Raw genomic sequence first — 21,098 nt, forward strand, 5'->3', positions numbered from 1 at the left:
ATCATTCCCCAGGGTGCTAGCTCATTCGTAGGTGTATTCAAGCGGCACAGTTGTGCCGGATGCTTATAATCTGCTTACGTTAGCGGCTTGTGGTCCTCTTGCGCCTTCAACGATGTCAAACTCTACAGCCTGACCTTCGTCTAACGTTTTGAAGCCCTCTGATTGAATCGCGGAGAAATGAACGAATACATCTCCACCATCTTCACGCTCGATGAAACCATACCCTTTTTCTGCGTTAAACCATTTCACTTTACCTTGCATAACGTACACATTCCCTTCGTTTTAAAAAATATTAAAATGTAAGCCCTTACTTTTCGACTATATCACCAGCCCGCTTGACCTGTCAATTTCTAACTTACCATTTGATGAAATATTTTGAAAATTCGGGTATATACAAGCCGTGGATAAGTGCAGAATTTGTAAAAACTTGTCGTATCGGGCTTCTTTACATTTTATCAACAAAGTTATGCACATAATTGTACACATTATCCACAGGTTGTGGGCAGAGAATTTTGGATAACTTGGGTTTATTGTGGTTGGTTTATGCACAAATGGGTTTTGCCGTGATTGATTGTCCACAGGTTTAGCTAAAAATTAGAAAAACAGATGAATAGAGAAAAACCTCTTGCCGCGGCAAAAGGTTCGGAGGGAATTTATCAACTATTTCTTTTTATCAAAAAAAGCACCGTATGGAGAAGTACCATATCCACCATAGTGCTGACTGACAGTTTTACTTTTCTGCACATTAGCAATTTGGGATTCCAGCTTTTTTTTCTCACGATCCATAATTGGAACGATGTTCTTATCCACTTCAAAAGCGGGTTGAATATAGGTTTGTTTTTGTGAGTCAGTTAAAGATACTCCTTCTGCAAACAGTCCTGATAATTGATCCATTACTACTTCTCTTTCATCCAAGAGCTTTGTCCATTCTTCCGGTTCACTCTCTTCGTCCAAGACTCTCTCTTCTAAGGATAGAGTTAGTCTCAGCAGTTCGTCTAGAAGGGAATCTAGAGAGGTATTACTCATCTATTCCGCTCCTCCTATACATGTTGTTTGGTCTTAATCATAACTTCCTTCCACGTATCACGGAACTGTGCAAATAAGTCTTCTATTTCGTCCAAAATAGACCCATCTTTATTAATATTCGCTTCAATCATGCGACGATTCATGTAATCATACATGATAAGGAGTTGTTCCGAAATCGGGTAGGAACGATTTAACGTAATAACCAATTCACTAATAATATCCTGTACCCGCAGATTGAATTCGTTAGCTTTATCTATTTTATTTTCTTGAAGCGCCATTTTCGTCTGTTTAATAAACTTAATGGCACCATTATATAGCATAAGAGTTAGTTCACCAGGAGTCGCTGTCGTCGCTTGATTGTTTTGATATTTCTGAGCTGCAGTAATCATGATTCATCGCTCCTTTCATTCTTAATTAGTTCATCTAGATTGTTGTGATAGCCAGCTGCTCTGGGAGTTCGCCTTGCTCATCGCCGCTTCCATTGCAGAGAATTTCTTCCAGTAGCGATCCTCGGTAACTTGGAGGCGTGTTTCCCAATTTTTTATGTCCGTTTTCATTCTCTTTAAATCCTTGCTAATCACGCTGTTGTCCACGAGAAATGCAGCACTACCTGCTTTATCAGTAAGCTTACCAATGGAGACAGTAAGTTGATCATGCAAACGTTGCGCCAATCCACTCTCATTAAATTTCGTAGTAGCATCTGTAGAAGTACTCGCTCTTGTGAATAGATCCATAATTTGGGGTCCACTCTGAGAAATAGCTTCACGCAGCTTTTTTTCATCTATATTGAGCTTCCCTTTTTCTAAATAATTACCCGTTGAAATCCCTATTTCACTCAATGTATCAAACTTAGAGTCCGTACCAGGAGCAGTTACTTTAGCTGAGAGAGCCTGTCGCATCTGAGTTATTACATTCGTAAGCAAAGAATCTTGCCGCAGCAGCCCACTCTGCGCTTTCTCTTCCCATTGTTCAACTTGCTTATCAGACAAAGATTCTTTTTCCTCATCTAAAAGAGGTTTATAGTCCTTGTATTTGGTTTCAACTGTTTTGGCGTCTATTTTCCCAACAATATCGTTATATTTATCTACAAAGCTCTTAATGGATTTAAAGACGGCTTCCTCGTCAGGCTTGACATTTACTGTGGTTGTCCCAACAGCTTTCATATTGAATTCAATGCCGTCAAAGGTGAAGGTAGGACTACTACCTGTATAGGAAATCCCGTTAATTTTAATCGTTCCGTTTGTAGCGGCTTGCGAAGCTTGAAATTCAACCGTAGTAGCAAAATCCGTTTTCCCGACGACGTCAACCTTACCATAAGACAAGTTCAGTTTATTAGTCGCCCCAAAAGTAATATTGGGAGCCGTATACCCTATCGAAACAGCTGAACCAGCCCCACCAGCCGTTGAGGTAAAGGTAATCGATTTATCACCTTGGAAGTAGCTGGCAGTCACTCCCGTTGTTGATGAGACTGCATTAACTTTAGATATTATACTACTTATAGTATCGTCTACTTTGACGTCAATAGTCGTGGCAGCAGTCGTCGTACCAATATTAAACTTAAACGCCTCTCCAATCTGTGTAGAAGCATCTGCCAAGGTATTGGTAAACTTCACAGAAGCAGACTTAGCTGCTGTAGGGAGAGACGTTACATCCACATTATACGTAGATAGGCTTGGAGTTCCTTTTTGTTTAGCAGAGACGATCGCATCACTATCCGATGATACAGCCTTTTTTTGATAGGTGCCTTGCAATTTCATATCAAGTGTTGTTTTCTTTAAATCCAGCAAGAGCGTGTTCATCTCTCTAAACTGATCACGTCTCCACTCCTCGGTTTGTTTGTTCTGCAACAATTTGTTAAGTGGAGCTTTCTGAGTCTTCATTAAATTTTTAACTATCGTTTCAGTATCTAGCCCTGATACTAATCCACCCATACGAACTGAACTTACCATATGACCTCCACCTACCTTTTCTCATCTATTAAGATACCGATCATCTTGTCCATTTCAGCAACAATGTCTAACATTTTTTTGGAAGGTAATTCTCGTATAACTTCGTGTGTCTGGTCATCTATCACTTGAACATAGTATTCTTTCAATTTATCATGGAGAACGAAGCTAAGATGTGTATTGTTAGACTGCATGAATTTATTCAAACCCTCGATCGATTTCTCTAACTTTTGTCTTCCGACTTCCTCTCCAGGAATATGCTCTGCACGTTCTACTGGTAAAACCTCTTTGACTTCCCTCTTATCCGCTTCTAAAGGTGAACGATCAGGGTTAGACTGAGGGAAGCCACTCACTTTATTAATAGAAGATATATCCATATAACGCCCTCCAAGTTTCAGCTATTACTATTAATATCGGATAGAAGTGAAATATTTTTTAGGGTAATTGGAGAAAAAATGATAATTTTAAAATTTAATTATTCAACTATATAAAAACACCTGTTAATACTGGTCTCTTAACTTCCAGTATAACAGGTGTTCACTTTTACAAATGCTAGAGTAAAGGGCTGAATACTCAGCCCCTATGGCGTTGTTCAATATTTCACCCAAAACAGCTTACGCTTTCCTAAGCGAGCTTACGGCGGAGCCTGGGCAGGAAAACTCATATGGGGAACATTGACCCACGGTAGGGTTCTTGGCATATTGTACACCAGAAGCGCGTCAATGAACAAGGCCATTTTATCCATCTATCGTACGTCTCCCCCAAGAACAGTGGGAGGTGCTTATTCAAGATCATCATTCCTGCTATATCACTTGGGAGGTCTATGAGCACAACCTTCAGGTATTGTTAAACAGTCGCACGAATCTGGAGCGAAGCGGTCCCGCACGGGAAGGAGCGGCTTTGTTACAAGGTCTTGTTCTATGCGGCAAATGTGGACGGCGCATGAGCGTACGCTGTACAGGTAACGGCGGTCTCTCACCTGTTTATGAATGTAAGGCCAGATGGGAGCATGGCCGCCGAGCAACTTGTACCACCGTACCCACTCCTAGCATTGATCATGCTATTGGTGATCGACTTTTAGCGATCATGCTGCCCACCCAGTTGGAGCTCGCACTACAGATCATGGACAAACTAGTCAACAAAGAGGATGATGCAGAACTGCCCCGCGTTTGGAATTCAGCCACAACTACATATAAGGACCGCAAGCGAATTTTGCGGTTGCTCGTTGAAGATGTTACCGTATTTACTGAAGCGAGGAATCCGGATGTTAGACTAGGTCTTAGATGGCGAAATCAATGCTATGAAGAATTGCTTACCAGGAAAGCGCTGCCTAAGGGAACTGCAAGAAAACATACAGCCGAACAGACAGAACAGGTTCGTAAGCTCGCCCTGGCGATGACCGACAAGCAAATGGTCATATATTTCAACGATTTGGGCGTACGCACACCAGAAGGTAGAATTTTCACAGTCCCCTCAATCAAGTGGATACGCTATTTAAACAAAATACCTGCCTTTTCACTACCACGGCAAGGCTTCACGGTAAAGGAGGTGGCGCAGCGCTTGAAGGTATCTATCCATGTTGTCTATTATTGGCTTGAGCATGGGATATTGCAGGGTCAAAAGATAGGACCGGGATTGCCATGGGATATCCCGCTAGATGAGCAAAAAGAGATTGAACTACGACAACGCATACAGGATTCTGGGCATCTTGCATCAGTCAAATAGCTGAAATAGGGTTACTATGCTATAAAGTCCAAAACCAAATTGGGAGGCGTGCAGTATGAACTTACCTTCGGTATTCCGAGCGGTCTTTGTTTACCATCCTTTTTAGGAATTTAATGACGCTTCACTGGATAGGGATGGTATGTACCTTCTTGCAGTTCGCGCTGACATTCCTTGATGAACGACATCTCGCCTCGTTTCTCGATATCTGCAAGAGTAAAGGCATCAATACCAGCCACACCTTTGTTAGCACGCACTCTTTTCCATGCTTCGCATAGAACGTCCCATCGGTGAACCTTATCGTACAAGGCGTGGAACTTACGTTTCTTGTTCTCCTTGGCTGCATGACCTAGCTTTTCTTGGAGTTGTTGAACTTTTTCCTTTGGTGTCGTTAGCCGTTTGGCATTCACTCACTCGTACCTCCTTGAAAAGCGTAAACAAAGCAGGGCTCCTTCCCTCCTGAAGGTTATGTTGTCCTTCGGTTCTTCGGTATTATGAGCCCCTCGGACTCCCTTCCTGCAGACTACCTACTTCACCTTCTGGGCTTATAGAGCGTCTCGCTACGAGTTTTTTTCTCGTGCAGGGGAGGGTCTCCCCAGTTCACTGCATTATCTTTCATACCATGCCGATCCCTTTACACCGGAGGATTCTTCGCTGTTGTTCCAAGTTCTCCACAGCTTCCATGGCGCCCTGTCTCTGACAGGTACTTTCATCGATGCGCTTTTACGCACAACTCTCGCTATACGCAAGCATCCTAGCTACAAGGGTGGCTTGGTTCCTCCCTTGGTTGGACTTGCACCAACTAGATAATGCGTGCTCGGGCACGCCACCAAAAAAAAAGAGACCCTAGATAATCTAGGATCTCCTTGTAATTCAATAAAAATTAACGAAGCAATTGAAGTACGCCTTGTGGTTGTTGGTTAGCTTGAGCAAGCATAGCTTGCGCAGCCTGAGCAAGGATGTTGTTCTTCGTTTGTTCCATCATTTCTTTAGCCATATCTACGTCACGAATACGAGATTCAGCTGCAGTCAAGTTTTCGGAAGAAGTATTCAAGTTGTTGATAGTGTGCTCTAGACGGTTTTGTACAGCACCTAATTTAGAACGTTCACCTGAAACGGTTTCAATCGCATCATTGATAGTTGTGATTGCAGCAGTTGCGCCTGCAGCTGTTGTCAAATCAAGTTTGTCAATTCCAAGTGCTACAGCACTCATATCTCCAATACCAAGTTTTGTAGTTTGGCCTTGATTCGCACCAATTTGGAATGATTCAGAGTTATTCGCAACTGTCCCTGTGAAGAAAGCTGCTGCAGAAAGTTGAGTTTTATCTGCAAATGCCTCAGAGTTAAGCTCAATTTTCAAGTCGCCAACAGTAAATACTCCATTTTTAGAAGTAGTTCCGCTTGCCAATGTTGCAACTGTTGCAGGAGTTGCATTTTGCAAATTAATTGCCGCACCAGTTTTAGCTTCCAATGTAAAGCTAGCTTCACCAGTGGAGGTAACTGCAGCCGCAGCAACTTTAAAGACTACACCACCTGTACCAGTAAGCGTAGCAGCAGCTCCTGAAGCACTAGAAGCATTGGAAGCAACAACTTTACCTGCGTCATCTTGAAGTTCAAGCTTGAAGTTACCGCCACCTGCATCGGAGGAAATTAACTTGTAAGAACCTAACTGTAAGTTTTCCAAATCAGCATCTGCAGCAAAGTCTACATCAGCTGCAGCATTAAACCCTGTGATCGTTGAAGAGCCGACCTGAATATCCAAAGTAACATTAGTAGCTGCAGCTGCAGTCATTGTGTAAGTACCAGCAGTAATATTGTCATTTGCTACTGTAACCTTTTGAATACCTGCTGTTGCTGAAGCAGCCGAAACAGCCATGTTACCGTTTATTAGTTTTTTAGTATTGAACTCAGTGGTGTTACGAATTCTGTCAACTTCTTGAGTCAACTGATTAACTTCTTTTTGGATTTCGCCACGGTCTGTATCTGTGTTTGTTCCGTTAGAAGATTGTACGGCCAATTCACGCATACGTTGAAGAATAGAGTGAGTTTCACTCAAAGCACCCTCAGCAGTTTGGATAAGGGAAATACCATCTTGTCCATTTTTAGAAGCCATATCCAAACCACGGATTTGACCACGCATTTTTTCGGAGATTGCCAAACCAGCTGCATCGTCACCTGCACGGTTGATGCGAAGACCCGAAGACAATTTCTCAATATTCTTGCTTGTGTTAGCAGTGTTGGTACCCAACTGACGGTGTGTGTTCAAAGCTGCGATATTGTGGTTAATAATCATAATTTTCTTCCTCCTTGAAGTTCAAAACCCCACATCCATGTGGTGGTTGATTGTATTATGAAGAGGTTAATTCAGGTCGGCCGCCCTTATCTCCCTCTCTCTATTTTATTTATCGGAATGGTCCTATAGAAAGTTAATAGTATTTAGAATATTTTTCGTTCAAAATTACACTTTTTTAAAAAAGTCCCTCAACTTATTCAAATTAGCTGCTGGGTTCGATGCCTCTTGGTTAGATTCCTTAAGTGCCAAATAGATTTCTTTGCGCAAAATTTGTTGTTCCCTAGGTGCGACAACCCCTAGCTTGACCACATCTCCCTCTGTACCGAGTACAATGAGCTCGATTTGATCTCCAATCATAATGGATTCCCCAGGCTTTCTTGAAAGAACAAGCATCCCTTCACTCCCCTTCGATCAGATTAGATGCCGCCATGAGCTCGGTTAACCGATGTTTCGTTCGGTAAGCTGAACCATACAAAATAATCTGCTTAGCTAGTTTACGTTGCGTATTGATAATAATTGGTGCTAATAAGTTAACTGTCATCTCCTGCATATGTTCACTTATCGTAAGAATCGACCAAACCTCTACGTCTGCTTCTGATTGAATCTCCAACTCCTTCTGATCAGCTTCATCTATACGAAACTCATACTCCTTATGGACGTAGAACGGATTAACGATTGCAAAATGCACCCTGCCCTCATCTACCGATTGTAAATAAGCAATAGGATCTTCTTCAATTGACTTAATAACTAGATATCTTTGGAGTTTCTCAAAACCTGGAATCCCTTGAGTAAACGTTATAATTTCCTCTTCTTCGTAATGCATTTCTCCAAATGCTTTTGTCTCTATTAACATATCCCAGCTTCCCTTCCGTGATTAATATAAAACGAGCTATAGGTGCATTAAGCAGCTATAGCTTCATTGTAAGTGATATTCAAGTTTTTACATCAATTTGCGGCGGTGTAATTTCCACCTTCGGATACTGAAGCATATAAATGTCCAGCTTACCTCGATAATACTCGATTTGGGGGCGATTTACCGTAACATGATGTTCCACACGAGCAGGTTCGAAATGTATACTGAGATCCCCAGCTTCATAACGTATGTCTATATTATCCAACGAAGCCTCACCCATATACATGTACTGTGAGGAATCGATATCCTGTGTGCTTTCCTTTGCCAATGCTTTAATTGCATTCTCTCCCGTATGAATAGCTGCCATCCGATTGCCTTCTTCAACAATCTTTGCGACACCTTGAAGGGCAATGCTCTGGGACTGCGAATAGATTCGGCTCATCGTTTCGAGGAATGGACCATATCCTAATGCGTCGTGCCATTTACTATTGTCGATGGACAGCTTGCCTGGGTTTGCATCGATTTCCAGCTTGGATAGGGTCGTAGTAAGCTCTTGAGTTGCTTTAGGCTGTTGGATTTCCAGTCTACCTAGATCAGCATCAATGCCAATTTTGCCATACTGCTGACTGATCTGTATTTGAGGGAAATAGACATTGCTCATCTATCTTCCTCCTAGCGAAGGAAATCGACAAGTGTCGCACTAATGATTTTAGATCCTACAGATAAAGACGCTTGATACACATTCTCATCGGTTTTAAGATTGGTAATTACCTCTGAGATATCTGCATCTTCCGTCTTCGATTGTAACGATTGCAGATTCACACTGATATCTTGCAACCTTGATTTGGCCAGCTCTATTCGGTTTGATTTTGCCCCAACATCCGCTCTAGCTTCCAGAAATTTGTCGTTTTGCTTATCAATTCGTCCAATAATGGCGCTTACTTGACTCGTATCACCTGCTCCAAGGGCAGAGACCAAATCTTTAAGCACTCTAAAAATATTATCCTTCGTCCCTGGTGCGTTAGGATCGTCTGCCTCACCAAATACGCTATCACCCGGCTTGTTCGCAGCAATTTTCACACCGGTTCCAATTTCGAATTTAATTTCACCCTGATCGACCTTGTCAGTATCCGCAGTGGCCTCTGTATAGGGAGGCTTGTCCGTTAATTGACCATTAAACACATATTTCCCATTAAATTCACTATTACCAATCGTAACCATTTGGGAATAGAGTTGTTTGACCTCGCTATTAATCGAATCCAAAGCCGCCTGCGGATTGGTTCCGTTAGCTCCTTGAACAGCTAAATCCCGAACACGCTGAATTACACTGTTAGCTTGTCCAAGTGCCGTGTCTGTGTAATCAAGCCAAGAAATCGCCGCATCTACATTGCTCTCATACTGTTCAGTCGCAGATACTTCGCTCCGATAACGAAGGGAGAAGCTGATTCCCACCGGATCATCCGATGCTTTGTTAATTTTACGTCCTGTCGATAGTTCATTTTGGTGGTTATTAATCCGAGTCAGGTTGGAACTAATATTTCTTAACAGTTGATTATTAAGCATTCCCTGCGTAACTCTTGTTGTCATAGCATTGTCACCTGCCTCATTGTTATGAAGTTATTTTTAGCCTAGCGTCCAACTGTACCCATGCCATTAATAACTTTGTCCAGCGTTTCATCGAAAGTAGTCATAACACGAGCGGCAGCATTGTAGGCATGTTGAAATTTGATCATGTTGGCCATCTCTTCATCCAACGAAACACCGCTTACCGATTGCCTTCTCGAATCGACCTGATCTACAAGGATTTGCTGGTTTGTCGTTTGTCGGGTAGCCTCTTGGCTTTGAACACCCAGCTCTCCGACAATGGATCTGAAAAACTCATCAAAAGTTCCGTCTGTCAAAATGGGTTTACCTGAAGCCGAGGGATCAAAATTTACTTTGCTGTTTCGAGCGCCTGCAAGCAGAAGCGCCATATCATTGTTCCCCTTCACTACCTTCTCGACCCCATCGGTATCGGTATAGGTTCTAGATGAGGATGAGATATTAGAAACATCCTTAACTATATCGGGATTTACCGTTATGCTGCTTGCATCGAAATCGGTAGTGCCTGGTTTAATGGTGAAGAATGGAGTACCCGTTTTAAGGGGACTTGATGATGCATATCCCAATTGATGAAGCCCATTGAAGCCTTTTACGATCACGTTCGTATTTGCTCCAAGCGTTCTCTGAGCGATTGTGCCATTGAATACTTGCTGCGTTGTCGTGCCGTCCGCGTTGGCAATGGTCAGCGTTGTTCCAGCAGGCACAACCATACCTTCCGGAAGTGCAGCCTTCATGTCTCCTTGGACCAGCGTCTTAATCATACTATTTAGCTGGAATTGGTAGTTGGATACATAATAATCACGTGACTGTATCATTCCATACACTTCACCACTGTTCAAGTCAGCTCCAGCAGCCCCTTCCAATGACGCTCTAGTAAGAACTGTATCTACTGTTTTGCCGGTGACAAGTTGGGTATTCCCCATTTTCACATTGTAACCCGATGCATCTTCGGTGTAGCTGACGTTTATTATTTTGGAGATATCATCCATTAACAAATCTCGTTGATCCCTGAGATCATTAGCGCTATCCCCAAGTCCTTCAATACGATAGATCTCTTCATTTAGGTGGGAAACCTGTGATAGGTACTGATTTGCTTGCTTAACCTTCACTTCAATATTTTCTGTTAAATCACCAGACAGATCGCTTAATTGGCGTGATGTTTGATTGAATGCATCTGTCAGCGCTAGCGCCCGCTCTTTAACCAAAACGCGGGCTGTAGTATTCTCTGGCGATTTACTCAGCTCTTGCCATGCATTCCAGAATCCTTCAATCGTCTGGCGGATACCCGTATCCGAAGGCTCGTTAATAATAGCCTCCAATTTCTCTAGCGTATCCTTACGAATTGTCCATTCCCCTAAATTCTTATTTTCATTTTGAAACTGGCTGTCCAGGAATTTCTCACGAATACGCACAATACTATCAAATTCAACACCTTGACCCATCTGACCCGGAACATTACTTCTCGAAAACCCAGGATAATCAATTGGGATGGATGCCACCATATTGACAACCTGTCTTGAATATCCCTTCGTATTCGCATTCGCGATATTATGACCTGTCGTCGTCAATGCTGCTTGCTGCGTAAACAAAGAACGCTTGGAAATCTCTAATCCACTGAAGGTGGAACGCATATACTCTTATCTCCTTTCATTTGCGAATATTAAGCCTTTGTATCGAAAATGCCTGGCCTTTTCGTTCCGTAAGCTTGTAGATGTGGGTTCTGGTACACCAAATCGTCCTCAGGTGCTCCCAATACCAGATCAATTGAATAATCAATAAAAGAAAGTGATTGCTCTATTAATTGTTGATTTATATAGTTGCATTCTTTTAATTCTTTAATCGTTGCCAGCAGTTTTTGCTGGGCTTGTGAAAGGGCTTGCTTTTCTTCTGCTTTAAAAATTACCTTTATGAGATCACTGACTGTAATTTTCGGATTAGGATTATACCCTCTGGTAATCAAATAAGCGCCAACAAGCTGCAAACGTTGCTGATTCGCTTCTGCAATCGCTCTGACCCACTTGTTCTCTCGATTTACAATCATATTCAGTTGATCGATGTCATTGCTAACAAGAACTGGCGTTTTCACCTTAGCAAGTTCAAGCAATGCTTCATGTGCTTCCTGAAGCTTATCCATCGTTTCCAACAAGGGCTGAATAGACATGAGGTCACCTTCTTCTATCTGTTGTATACACGTAATTTATTTCAAGTAAGGAAGGATTTTCTCCGCTAATTTAGTCGCATCCACACGATAAGTCCCCGCCGCGACGGACGATTTCAATTGTTCGATTCGAAGTGTTTGCTCTTCCGTACGAGCAGTTGCTGAAGCTCCTAAGAGTTCTTTCGCTTCAGCCGAAATCTCAACTTGATCCTTCAACTTACCTTTCTTTCCAGTAGCATGAGCGAAAGTCGCATCTCCTGTTTTCTTATACGGATTGATGGCTCCGATTCGTTGATTATCATTAATTTTCATACCGTAACACTCCTATGTTATCTGACCTAAATAAAATGCCGATAATCTTTAGAACTATTATCGGCATCTCCAATATGAAACTTTATATCACTACTAACCTATTTCTAAATTATCGTTTATTATTTAGTCGATCCTGAATGTTGTAAGTAATCTTGTTCTCCCGTTGCCTACGCTCTTCGTCTCTCCGTTCATCCTCAGCATTGTTCCTTACATCCTTAATAAGCTTGCTGCGGCACGATTCACAAATCGTATTCTCACGAATTAAAGTTCCACACACTTCACAAGGATAGGACATATTCGGCGCATGCACAATGGAAATTCGGCCATCACGGATAAATTTAGTGATCTGTTTAACCGCTACCCCTGTTGCCTCACTTAAATCATTTATAGTGGTACCTTTGTTTTCACGCAGGTATTTCAAACATTTCTCATACTGCTGTTCCAAATCCTTCACACAGTTCGGGCAAACCTCGTTAAAGCCTTTAACGAATATTTTCCCGCAGCGCGGACAATTAGCTACATTCATGCCCATTGTATAGCCCCCTCCTATTATTCCCATTACCCAATTATTAATTCCAGTTTACAGCAATTCGACAGCGTTTGCACAATAATATTTTTGACAGATGTGGCGGAAATTCCTGCTACCGTGCCCACGTTAGTCCGAATACTTCTGCAGATATGTACTCCCTAAGAACCTTGGCACACTGATTCATAGTACTCCCAGTCGTATAAACATCATCCACGATATATATAACAAACGAAGTTGCAGAGGATTCTCCCAAATATTCATGAATTGAATCATTCACCTCAAAAACATGCTCCAAATCGTCCAGCCGTTCACTCCTCTTCTTGAAGCTTTGTTTATCTGTATGCTTGGAACGCTTTAGAAGGGGTATGACAGGAATCCCTATTCTTTGACCTAGTTCAACAGCCATCTGCTCCGCTTGATTGAACCCACGTTCAAGCATTCTGCGCTCGCTCACTGGCACGAAAGTGATAAACTCCTTCGCAGAATCGGATTCTGATGGAAAAGTCTCTCTATCTTTATGTAATAACTGATACGAATGTACAAGCATTTGCCCGAGGACCGTCTTCAAACGCTCATCTCCACGATATTTATATCGCGCCAATAATTCCTTCATCGTTTCATCATATCTGACAGCGCTTCGGCTTCTTATAAAATAGGAATGAGGCCTCCGTTGACAGTCTGAGCAAAATTCCCCTCGTCCACAAGTTCGACAAAGCGCTTCTCTAATCCACGGAATCCGTGTGTAACACGTATGGCAAAGTCCTAATTCATTAGCATGGAGAGTGCTATTCTGCTTACAAAGTAAACATTCCTTTTTTAGCGGACTAAGCAGCGAAGCTACCGAACCCATCACTTTTTTAATCAAAATCCTCATATTCATTTGCTTATAGCTCATTCATTTCCCCCTTAATAAATAACCATGTTTACGAGCGATACGATTCATCTGCCTAATTTGTCGAATAGCCTCCTTTTGAGATTGCGTGATTTCTTTTGCTGCAAAATAGACCTTCCCTGCCGGATCGTCCTGCGACCTACCTGCACGCCCAGCCATCTGAACGAGCGCTGCTTCATCAAATAGCTGTGAATCGGCATCCATAATAAACACATCAGACTTTGGCACTGTGACTCCTCGTTCCAAAATCGTTGTTGTGACTAGCACACGTATCTCTCTGTTTCGAAAAAGCTGTACCTTTTCTGTTCGAGCAAGATCCTTTGATGAAGTTCCCTCGATGCAAACAATGGTTTCACTCATTCCATGGCTTAATTTAGCCCTTAGAAGACTAACAATTGGCTCGACCAATTGAATGTTGGGGACAAAAACAAACACCTGGGCACCCCGTTCCACCGAGGCCACCAGCTTAGCAAATAATGAAACCGGCATTGTTTGTGACTGGACCACTTTCCTCAGAGGTGGGACCGAAACCAATTGAGGAACTGGCAATGGGTGCCTATGAAAGCGTACCGGCACTCGAACATGCGGTAAACTCCCCCGCTTAGCAGCCTGCCTTACAGCCCTCGGCGGTGTAGCCGAAAGCAATATATTCGTTCCACTTGGCTTGCAGACTTTAGCCGCTGCATAAGCAAGCATGGGATTGTTATGGTAAGGAAAAGCATCAATCTCATCGATGATGACAAGATCAAAGGCCTCATGAAAGCGCAGCAGCTGATGCGTTGTCGCGATCGTGATCTGCCCCTGCTCCCAGCGCTGATCACTTCCACCATACAGCGTCACCACGCTGTAATCAGCAAACGCTCGCCCAATCCGCGGTTGCAGCTCCAACACCACGTCTTTACGTGGTGTCGCGATAAGTACACGCCCTCCTCTTGCTACGGTGTGATGGATAAATGGAAATATCATCTCAGTCTTCCCTGCGCCGGTAACTGCCCAGATCAAAAACTTTCGCGGGAACAGATTGTTCGCTTTTGATTTCGCTTTTGCTTCAACTCCCGCTCTTTCGCTGCCTCTCCTAGCACTACTTACTGGCCACCCTACTCTTCCATAACCAGCCCGTTTCTCCCTCGAGTTCTCAACACCATTCCCACTTATATAACGAAGCCCCTCCAGCGATGCTTTAGCCTGGGCCTCACTGAGCCCCCATGGCTCAATATAAGCGCGAAGCTGCTCTTCCTGTTCTTCCCTCCTCTCTCGAACTTGCACGCCACTTTGCCCCAACCGAGACCCCGTCGTATTCACCACATAAGGCGCAACCTCCCTCGAGCGCCCAATAACAAGCAAAGAACAAAACCGAGCCCGTCCCATAGTCAGGCACTCCTCACAATAAGGACAGGCTTGTCCGCAATACAGGCAATCCGACCAAAACATGCGCTCCGCACCACTTCCACACCGCTTACAGGTGTAACTCATCGTCTGTCTAAACCCCTGACGCCAATCTCGGCGCGCGATCACTTCCAGTCCATTCCTCACCTCAACATCACCGTTGAGATGAGCAAGCTGCAGATAGGATAGCCACGCATCTCCTGTCCCTAAATCTACCCCAATCGCCACCAACAGTTGTTGAAATTCCTCTACAAGCAGCGACCGACCGCTACAAGCTTCCACAATAATGGCATATACATGCGCATCCAACGTGTTACGGGGATACTTCCCTTGCTTCCACACCTCATATTTAATCTTATGCATACGAAGATCTTCACCAATAGGCATATTGTATTCATGCATAATCTGCCGAAGCCGCTCCAAAACTCTCTCGTCATGCGATTCAGACGCCAACCGCTCATCTGCATTCAGCCTCTGAAGCATCCGCACACCCTGCCCTAACGAAATAAAAGGTTCGAACAGTACGAGGCCGGCGTCGGCTGCGTATTGCTCGAACCAATATTGGATGTCCGTCTGTGAGTGAATCGTTAATCGCCACTCCCACTCTTTTCCCAAACAAACTGCGTAAAGTTGAACCTTCATTCCTCACCTTACTCTCTTTGTAAACTAAGTACTTGAAACCGTTGCCTTCAACCGACACGGATCTTCACAAGATCCTCCCTGCTGCTTAGATGAACAACAGTCACGGGTTCACTATCGTGTTGACGTAAATAGTGGTCGACCGCATCATAATCCGTCTGATACCTAAGCTCTAGCAAATGGCTATGGGATAAGCGCTCAATGATTTTCCTCGTATCGTCGGACGATCCTTCATCGAATATCGTTGCCTTCACTTCGTTGCCCTTAAATCGCGAGAAGAAAAACAAGGAGCGAATATACCATTCAATTTGGTTTTGATTATTTTTGGTGACGAGCAGCACATTAGCCGTTTTCTTGCTTCCACCTCTGCGGGTTCCGAGCAATAAATGGAGCACAGCAATGCTGATTCCGTAGCAACCTAAGATCCAAAGCAATCCAATCCACATAGCGGGTCCCTCCCTTACCTGCAGTGTATGCTGCAAAGTTAAGGGGGGTTCCTCTCGTGAAAATGGAGATTACAACGTCACCCAACCATTTTTAATTGCTATAATAACAGCTTGTGTACGATCATCAACTTCCATTTTTTGAAGGATGCTGCTGACATGATTTTTCACCGTTTTTTCACTGATATAGAGGAACTCTCCGATCAGTTTATTGCTTTTACCTTCCGCCATAAGACGAAGAACTTCTGCTTCTCGCTTGGTTAGCGGACTATTTGCATTATGTATGTATTTAAGACCTGAATCTTTGACGCCTTGGCCGGAACCAACAACACCTACATCATCCAAATAGGTCATCCGTCTGAGCTGATTAATCAGCTTGCCCGTAACCTTCGGGTGAATGTAAGCATGACCAGCCACTACGGATCGAATGGCATTAATGAGCGACTCCGCTTCCATATCCTTCAGCAAATAACCTGAAGCCCCTTTACGAAGAGTTTCGAACACATAACTCTCATCATCATGAATGGATAAAATGATTACTTTAATGTCTGGAAAAATAAGCTTAAGCCGTTCAGTCGCCACAACGCCGTTCTCGAGCGGCATATTAATATCCATGAGAACAATATCCGGCGTGATTTGATTGCACAGCTCGATAACCTGGATACCATCACCGCACTCGCCGATGACTTCCATATCATCTTCCATATTAATAATTCGTTTAACACCTTCGCGAAACAGCTGATGATCGTCCGCAATGACAATATGCACATTGCGTTTATGACTCGCCGTGTTGTCCATTCTGTTTTTCCTCCTTGTTCTCTCCAACGCCGCCGATAGGGATTAGCATCGTAATTTTTGTACCTGAATCTTTTTCGGACTCTAGAACCATCGTACCTTCCAGCAGCTCAACACGCTCACGCATGCCCAGCAAGCCGAAATTATTCCCCTTGGCTATTCTTTGTTCTGTCTGCGGCACGTCGAAACCGATCCCGTTATCTACCACGTAGATTTGTACTTGATCTGGCTCCAGTGTGAGTTCAACAGATAGGAAAGTAGCTTTCGCATGCTTATTTACATTAGATAAAGCTTCCTGCACAAGTCGGAAAATAGCAATTTCAAGCCCAGACGGAATGCGAGTCTCCTTGCCAACGAGATTAAACTGAGTGCGAATTCTATACTTATCTTCAAAATCCTGTACATATTTACGCAGTGTCGGAACGATTCCTAAGTCATCGAGCGCCATCGGACGGAGGTTGAAGATGATCTTACGAACTTCTTCAAGCCCCCCTCTGACTTGACCCTTCAAATCTACTAATTCTTCCTTTACCGCGGGAATATCCTCTTTTACAAGCATACGCTGGGCAATTTCAGTTCGAAGCACAACATTCGCCAAGGTTTGAGCCATACCATCGTGAATTTCACGCGCAATTCGCTTCCGCTCTTCCTCTTGGGCCAAAATAATCTTCAAACCGAGTAATTGCCTGTTCTTGGCGGATTCAAGTATACGAGTCACCTGATTGAGGTCGCCCGATAAATATTCCAGTACCACATTCATTTGCGATACGATTGTTTCTGCTCGCTCTACCTGCTTGTCCACATTTTTCGTGCGAACCTGCAGATCATTGCGCCGAGTCTTTAGATTATTTTCTTTTTCCCTAGCAATTGTCAGCTGTAATTGAAAAGCAATCGCGGCTTCATAAGCAATCTTGATATCTTCCTCACGGTACTTATTGAAATCACGACTGACCTCCGTAAGTCGAATACGAGATCGCTTGTAATCCTTCTCCAAATTGTCAACCAGCTCGATGGTAACACTCGTTTCATACTTAATATCTTCGAGCTCGCGAGTGAGTGACTCTTTTTCCAAACGAGAAGCTTCAGCGATTTCAAACATTTGATACTTGCTGCTCTCCATGACGTTAATTGCGTTTTTAATGACACGATCTATAGCGTCTGGCTGCAAATGAAACGAGCTCCTTTATAAAACAATATTAGAAATTAGTCTACCCCATATTGTATCATAGTTCTACCCGTTTGCCGTGTACTTCTAGCACTATTTATTCGATCGTAATCCCATAATTTTTGGGTTCCCAGCCTACTTTAAAGCCTAATCTCTCAGAAATGAGTCTCAAAGGCACCATCGTCACATTATTCATGATTTTAGGAGACACTTCAGCGGTCACACGATCTCCGTTTACAAGCAGATCAGCATTATCAATCCACAGGTCAATCAGCTTGTCTCCTCGAATAACGGTTACCTTCCGCTCTTTGTCATCCCACTTCACATTACCGCCTAATGCTTCTGTTACGAAACGAAGAGGAACCAACGTATTATCATTCACAATCGTCGGAGCCTGCTCCAACGTATAGGATTTATCATTCAATGTCGCTTGCTTCTTATACACATTAAGTTTTATCGTATTTTTCGGCAGAGCGGCTAGCTGTCCTTTGTAAATAAAAGAAATATCATCAATATTAATTTTCCCTTTTGAGGCCCTTTCATCCTGTCCATTCGCTGGATTAGCGACATAAACACTCTTGATTTTGATCGGGAATTTGAGGTCGGACACATCAGCTGTTACCTTGCGCCAGCCTGTCCAGTTCATATTTTCAGTGAAACTTACGTAATTCAACTTACCATTCGCATCAATGATTTCTGCACGCACCCAGTTAAAGCTTCCGTCACCGAGCACTTTGGCTGTAATAAATTCCGGTTCTCCTTCAATCGGAGCACCATTCATCCCATTGAATCTAGCATAAGCTGCTTTAGTACCTGTTCCTTTTGTAAAATCATAGGAGATTTCCAGACTCTGATTGCCGCTAATTGGCACAATATTTACAGCTGAAACAACCTCTGCCGGGTACTTATCGCCTGTTGTCATAACCGCAAACTTATCTAGATCATACCAAACCTTCTCCTGGCCAACAGGCAGTGTAACCATCGTGCTATAACCATCATATCTCGCAATAACCTGAGCAGCCTGAGAGCCCGAAGCGCTATCCACATGAAGAATACCGTCTTTCAGAGTCCCTTTAACCCCACTTAGCTCCCAAGTCGCTGATGCCGCAGGCAATTCACGTGTTGCGCCACTTCTAGTCGTTACGGATATAGGCAGCTTGAAATCTCCACCTTCTGTCAGTGAAAAGGCTCCTGAGTTAAATTTCATGGAAGTAATCTGATCTCTTCCGACAACCTCGACGTCCATGGATGCTGAACCTTTGCCAGACTTGGCGATGATTTGAGTCTTACCTGGCAATGTCGGTGTAAACACATTATCTTTGAACGCTCCATTCGTTGTGGAACTACTCCACTGTGGAACAATACCCTCTACGGAAATCGGATTATAATAGTCATCATAAGCTTTAAATTGATAAGTGCTGGATTCATTCATGAATAAAATATGTTGACCTTTTAAAATAAGTCCCTTCAAATCGCCCTTAGGTGCCGTCGAATACACACCCACACCATTTACAACGGAACGCTGATTGCCATTCTCTGTTTTATTAACAAGCTTCGGATCAAAATCTCCGAGTGGTCTTGAAACCATCTGCGTCGATCCCCCGCCATCCAGGACCATCCCTCTCCAAACACCAGCACTAATCATAAACTGCTGAAGCTCCGGAAGTGTCATCCCTGCACTGCCTGCACTACGATCCGAAGTAATGATATAAGCCGTCTTCATGTCTTTGGAATAGCCAATCGCTGTTCGGGAACGTGGGCTGTAGCCACTGAAATCTCCAATATTACGTGTAAAATAACTTGGCTTCGCCTCATCCACTAACAGTGTGCTGCCGCCAATGAGCATTTTAAAATTCTTCCAATCATACGTCTTAGACGCATCATGCGGGACCATATCATATTTGGTAGTGATCTTATCTCCGACTTTGAGGTGATTAACGATAAACTCCCTAGCTAGGCCTGAGCCTCTGAGGATATAGCCATCTGCTGGAGCAACCATTTTAATATTCGTATCTACGGCAATTTCCTTGACTACATCATTCTGTATGAGTGCTTCTGTTGGAACGTGTGTCCCATCTACCGCACGCTGCGTTAAAGCCCAAGCATTCGTATAGAGGAAAAGTCCGTCTGCAATCATCGCGACATCGTTGTCGTCCCAATAATACGTTTTGTTCACACCGCCAAGGTCAAAAGAAGTCCCGTCTTTCGCGGTCACCCTGCCTTGAAAATCAAAAATATCAATAATTGGTTGATTACTCTTCGTAATCGCAAAAGAATAAAGTCCAGATATTTTCGCCGGGGTCGCCATTACTTGACCATTCGTAATTTGCGCGCCTTCCGGAACACCTTCCGCTTGTGTATTGAAGAAATCCCCATTCACACCTGCAACTGCACCAGTATCCTTCACCATGCCCAGAACACTCTGGTTTTTCGTGAACTGATTCTTCGTTCCAGCCATTGCGTCTATCTTTACGTTCGGATTCGTCAAATCGACCTCTACCACATTGGCGTTCACCGAAACGTCCTTATTGCTTCTAGTTGTTGTCCAAATGTAATTCTTCATAATTGCACCAGATGTAATCGTCTCCTGCGAACTAAGTGTCAACGTCGGCCCTGCCGCGTTTACCGTAGTCCCCGCCACCAATTGCCACACCAATGCGCAAGCCAGCGCACCCATTCCTACTTGCTTCTGTACCGTCATGTTGCTTTTCCACTCTCCTCTTTCAGTCTAAGTCTAGTATATATCTTTTCGGATATCTATTAGACTCTTAAACTATGGAAAAAGTTACGATTTAATAGAAGTTGTATTTATACGTCAAAAAAAAGCACAAAAAAAGAGCAAAACCCAAACTGGGTCTGCTCTCTGCTTGAGATGCGTAAGTTATATATTTACAAAATTCGTTTTATTTTAGCTTCTTGTTCAATGGACCGAGCCGATAGGAGCTCGATAATCCTATGCTGCTGCTCTTGAATGACTTCCATTCTTTTCACGGTTTCATTCGTTTCCAGTACAGCTTGTCTGATTTGGGTTTGTTCCAATTCCAATCTGTACAACCGCTTGTCAATTCCATCTAATCGTCCGTCGATACTGCCTAGTCGATTGTCAATTCCATCTAGTCTCTCTATTACTGGTGATAATTCAGCCTTAAGTAACACGGTTAGTGCTTCTTTCAATTCAATATCCAACATTATCACTCCCGATCCATTTACTTAATGCTCTTTTATGATTATACCATAATACTCGACCTTAGAGCATCTTCAGACTATATAAATATTATACCAAATAAAAGGAAATAACACAAACAAATGTTCTTATTATTTTAGATAAAGAAAAGCC

Annotated in this window: 23 protein-coding genes; 1 reads left to right on the plus strand and 22 read right to left on the minus strand. The window is 43.2% G+C overall.

Annotated features, from left to right (window positions below):
* Positions 1-63: 63 nt before the first annotated feature.
* The 5 genes from AC58UU_RS33935 to flaG all read right to left on the minus strand — a co-directional run bounded on the left by AC58UU_RS33935 (position 64) and on the right by flaG (position 3,349).
* On the minus strand, positions 64-261 hold the full coding sequence (locus tag AC58UU_RS33935) for a cold shock domain-containing protein (protein ID WP_028556842.1): 198 nt from the start codon (positions 259-261) through the stop codon (positions 64-66).
* A 399-nt stretch (positions 262-660) separates the two neighbouring features.
* A complete protein-coding gene (gene fliT, locus AC58UU_RS33940; protein WP_497321936.1) occupies positions 661-1,026 on the minus strand; it encodes a flagellar protein FliT in 366 nt (121 codons plus the stop codon).
* Between the two features lie 14 nt (positions 1,027-1,040).
* Positions 1,041-1,415, minus strand: coding sequence for a flagellar export chaperone FliS (fliS, locus tag AC58UU_RS33945; RefSeq protein ID WP_497321937.1), 375 nt, complete (start codon positions 1,413-1,415; stop codon positions 1,041-1,043).
* Positions 1,416-1,445: 30 nt separating this feature from the next.
* Entirely contained in the window at positions 1,446-2,957 is a 1,512-nt protein-coding gene (gene fliD / locus AC58UU_RS33950; RefSeq protein WP_497321938.1) for a flagellar filament capping protein FliD, read from the minus strand.
* 29 nt (positions 2,958-2,986) lie between these two features.
* Positions 2,987-3,349 carry a flagellar protein FlaG gene (flaG, locus tag AC58UU_RS33955; RefSeq protein WP_497321939.1) on the minus strand — a complete coding sequence of 121 codons (363 nt, stop codon included), beginning with the start codon at positions 3,347-3,349 and terminating at the stop codon, positions 2,987-2,989.
* 466 nt (positions 3,350-3,815) lie between these two features.
* Between flaG and AC58UU_RS33960 the strand changes: the two genes are divergently transcribed.
* Entirely contained in the window at positions 3,816-4,697 is an 882-nt protein-coding gene (locus tag AC58UU_RS33960) for a recombinase zinc beta ribbon domain-containing protein (RefSeq protein ID WP_497321940.1), read from the plus strand.
* Between the two features lie 110 nt (positions 4,698-4,807).
* On the opposite strand, the gene AC58UU_RS33965 is transcribed toward AC58UU_RS33960, so the two are convergent.
* The 17 genes from AC58UU_RS33965 to AC58UU_RS34045 form a co-directional block, all read right to left on the minus strand.
* Entirely contained in the window at positions 4,808-5,104 is a 297-nt protein-coding gene (locus AC58UU_RS33965) for a TetR family transcriptional regulator (protein WP_497321941.1), read from the minus strand.
* A gap of 473 nt (positions 5,105-5,577) precedes the next feature.
* Positions 5,578-6,987 (minus strand): flagellin N-terminal helical domain-containing protein, encoded by a 1,410-nt coding sequence (locus tag AC58UU_RS33970; protein WP_497321942.1) that lies wholly within the window; start codon positions 6,985-6,987, stop codon positions 5,578-5,580.
* Positions 6,988-7,152: 165 nt separating this feature from the next.
* Entirely contained in the window at positions 7,153-7,380 is a 228-nt protein-coding gene (csrA, locus tag AC58UU_RS33975) for a carbon storage regulator CsrA (protein WP_497321943.1), read from the minus strand.
* 4 nt (positions 7,381-7,384) lie between these two features.
* Positions 7,385-7,840 (minus strand): flagellar assembly protein FliW, encoded by a 456-nt coding sequence (fliW, locus tag AC58UU_RS33980; RefSeq protein WP_497321944.1) that lies wholly within the window; start codon positions 7,838-7,840, stop codon positions 7,385-7,387.
* Positions 7,841-7,919: 79 nt separating this feature from the next.
* Positions 7,920-8,501: a DUF6470 family protein gene (locus tag AC58UU_RS33985; protein ID WP_497321945.1), complete on the minus strand. Its 582-nt coding sequence runs from the start codon at positions 8,499-8,501 to the stop codon at positions 7,920-7,922.
* 11 nt (positions 8,502-8,512) lie between these two features.
* Positions 8,513-9,427 (minus strand): flagellar hook-associated protein FlgL, encoded by a 915-nt coding sequence (gene flgL, locus AC58UU_RS33990; RefSeq protein WP_497321946.1) that lies wholly within the window; start codon positions 9,425-9,427, stop codon positions 8,513-8,515.
* A gap of 41 nt (positions 9,428-9,468) precedes the next feature.
* A complete protein-coding gene (gene flgK, locus AC58UU_RS33995) occupies positions 9,469-11,073 on the minus strand; it encodes a flagellar hook-associated protein FlgK (RefSeq protein WP_497321947.1) in 1,605 nt (534 codons plus the stop codon).
* 29 nt (positions 11,074-11,102) lie between these two features.
* The gene (locus AC58UU_RS34000) at positions 11,103-11,603 is read right to left on the minus strand and encodes a flagellar protein FlgN (RefSeq protein ID WP_497321948.1); all 501 of its coding nucleotides are present in this window, start codon (positions 11,601-11,603) and stop codon (positions 11,103-11,105) included.
* A gap of 36 nt (positions 11,604-11,639) precedes the next feature.
* A complete protein-coding gene (gene flgM, locus AC58UU_RS34005) occupies positions 11,640-11,912 on the minus strand; it encodes a flagellar biosynthesis anti-sigma factor FlgM (RefSeq protein ID WP_497321949.1) in 273 nt (90 codons plus the stop codon).
* Between the two features lie 109 nt (positions 11,913-12,021).
* Positions 12,022-12,444, minus strand: a complete 423-nt coding sequence (locus tag AC58UU_RS34010) for a TIGR03826 family flagellar region protein (RefSeq protein ID WP_497321950.1) — start codon at positions 12,442-12,444, stop codon at positions 12,022-12,024.
* Between the two features lie 109 nt (positions 12,445-12,553).
* Positions 12,554-13,054: a ComF family protein gene (locus tag AC58UU_RS34015; protein ID WP_497321951.1), complete on the minus strand. Its 501-nt coding sequence runs from the start codon at positions 13,052-13,054 to the stop codon at positions 12,554-12,556.
* A gap of 282 nt (positions 13,055-13,336) precedes the next feature.
* On the minus strand, positions 13,337-15,361 hold the full coding sequence (locus tag AC58UU_RS34020; protein WP_497321952.1) for an ATP-dependent helicase ComFA: 2,025 nt from the start codon (positions 15,359-15,361) through the stop codon (positions 13,337-13,339).
* A 47-nt stretch (positions 15,362-15,408) separates the two neighbouring features.
* Positions 15,409-15,804, minus strand: coding sequence for a hypothetical protein (locus AC58UU_RS34025; RefSeq protein ID WP_497321953.1), 396 nt, complete (start codon positions 15,802-15,804; stop codon positions 15,409-15,411).
* 69 nt (positions 15,805-15,873) lie between these two features.
* Positions 15,874-16,599, minus strand: a complete 726-nt coding sequence (locus AC58UU_RS34030) for a response regulator (protein WP_029194926.1) — start codon at positions 16,597-16,599, stop codon at positions 15,874-15,876.
* Complete coding sequence (locus AC58UU_RS34035; protein ID WP_171640101.1) at positions 16,577-17,764, minus strand: sensor histidine kinase; 1,188 nt, start codon at positions 17,762-17,764, stop codon at positions 16,577-16,579. The genes AC58UU_RS34030 and AC58UU_RS34035 overlap by 23 nt, the downstream gene beginning before the upstream one ends.
* 94 nt (positions 17,765-17,858) lie before the next feature.
* Positions 17,859-20,462, minus strand: coding sequence for a stalk domain-containing protein (locus AC58UU_RS34040; RefSeq protein ID WP_497321954.1), 2,604 nt, complete (start codon positions 20,460-20,462; stop codon positions 17,859-17,861).
* 188 nt (positions 20,463-20,650) lie between these two features.
* Positions 20,651-20,950 (minus strand): hypothetical protein, encoded by a 300-nt coding sequence (locus tag AC58UU_RS34045; protein ID WP_497321955.1) that lies wholly within the window; start codon positions 20,948-20,950, stop codon positions 20,651-20,653.
* Positions 20,951-21,098 lie beyond the last annotated feature (148 nt).

This window comes from Paenibacillus sp. JT22N1, from assembly GCF_059692155.1.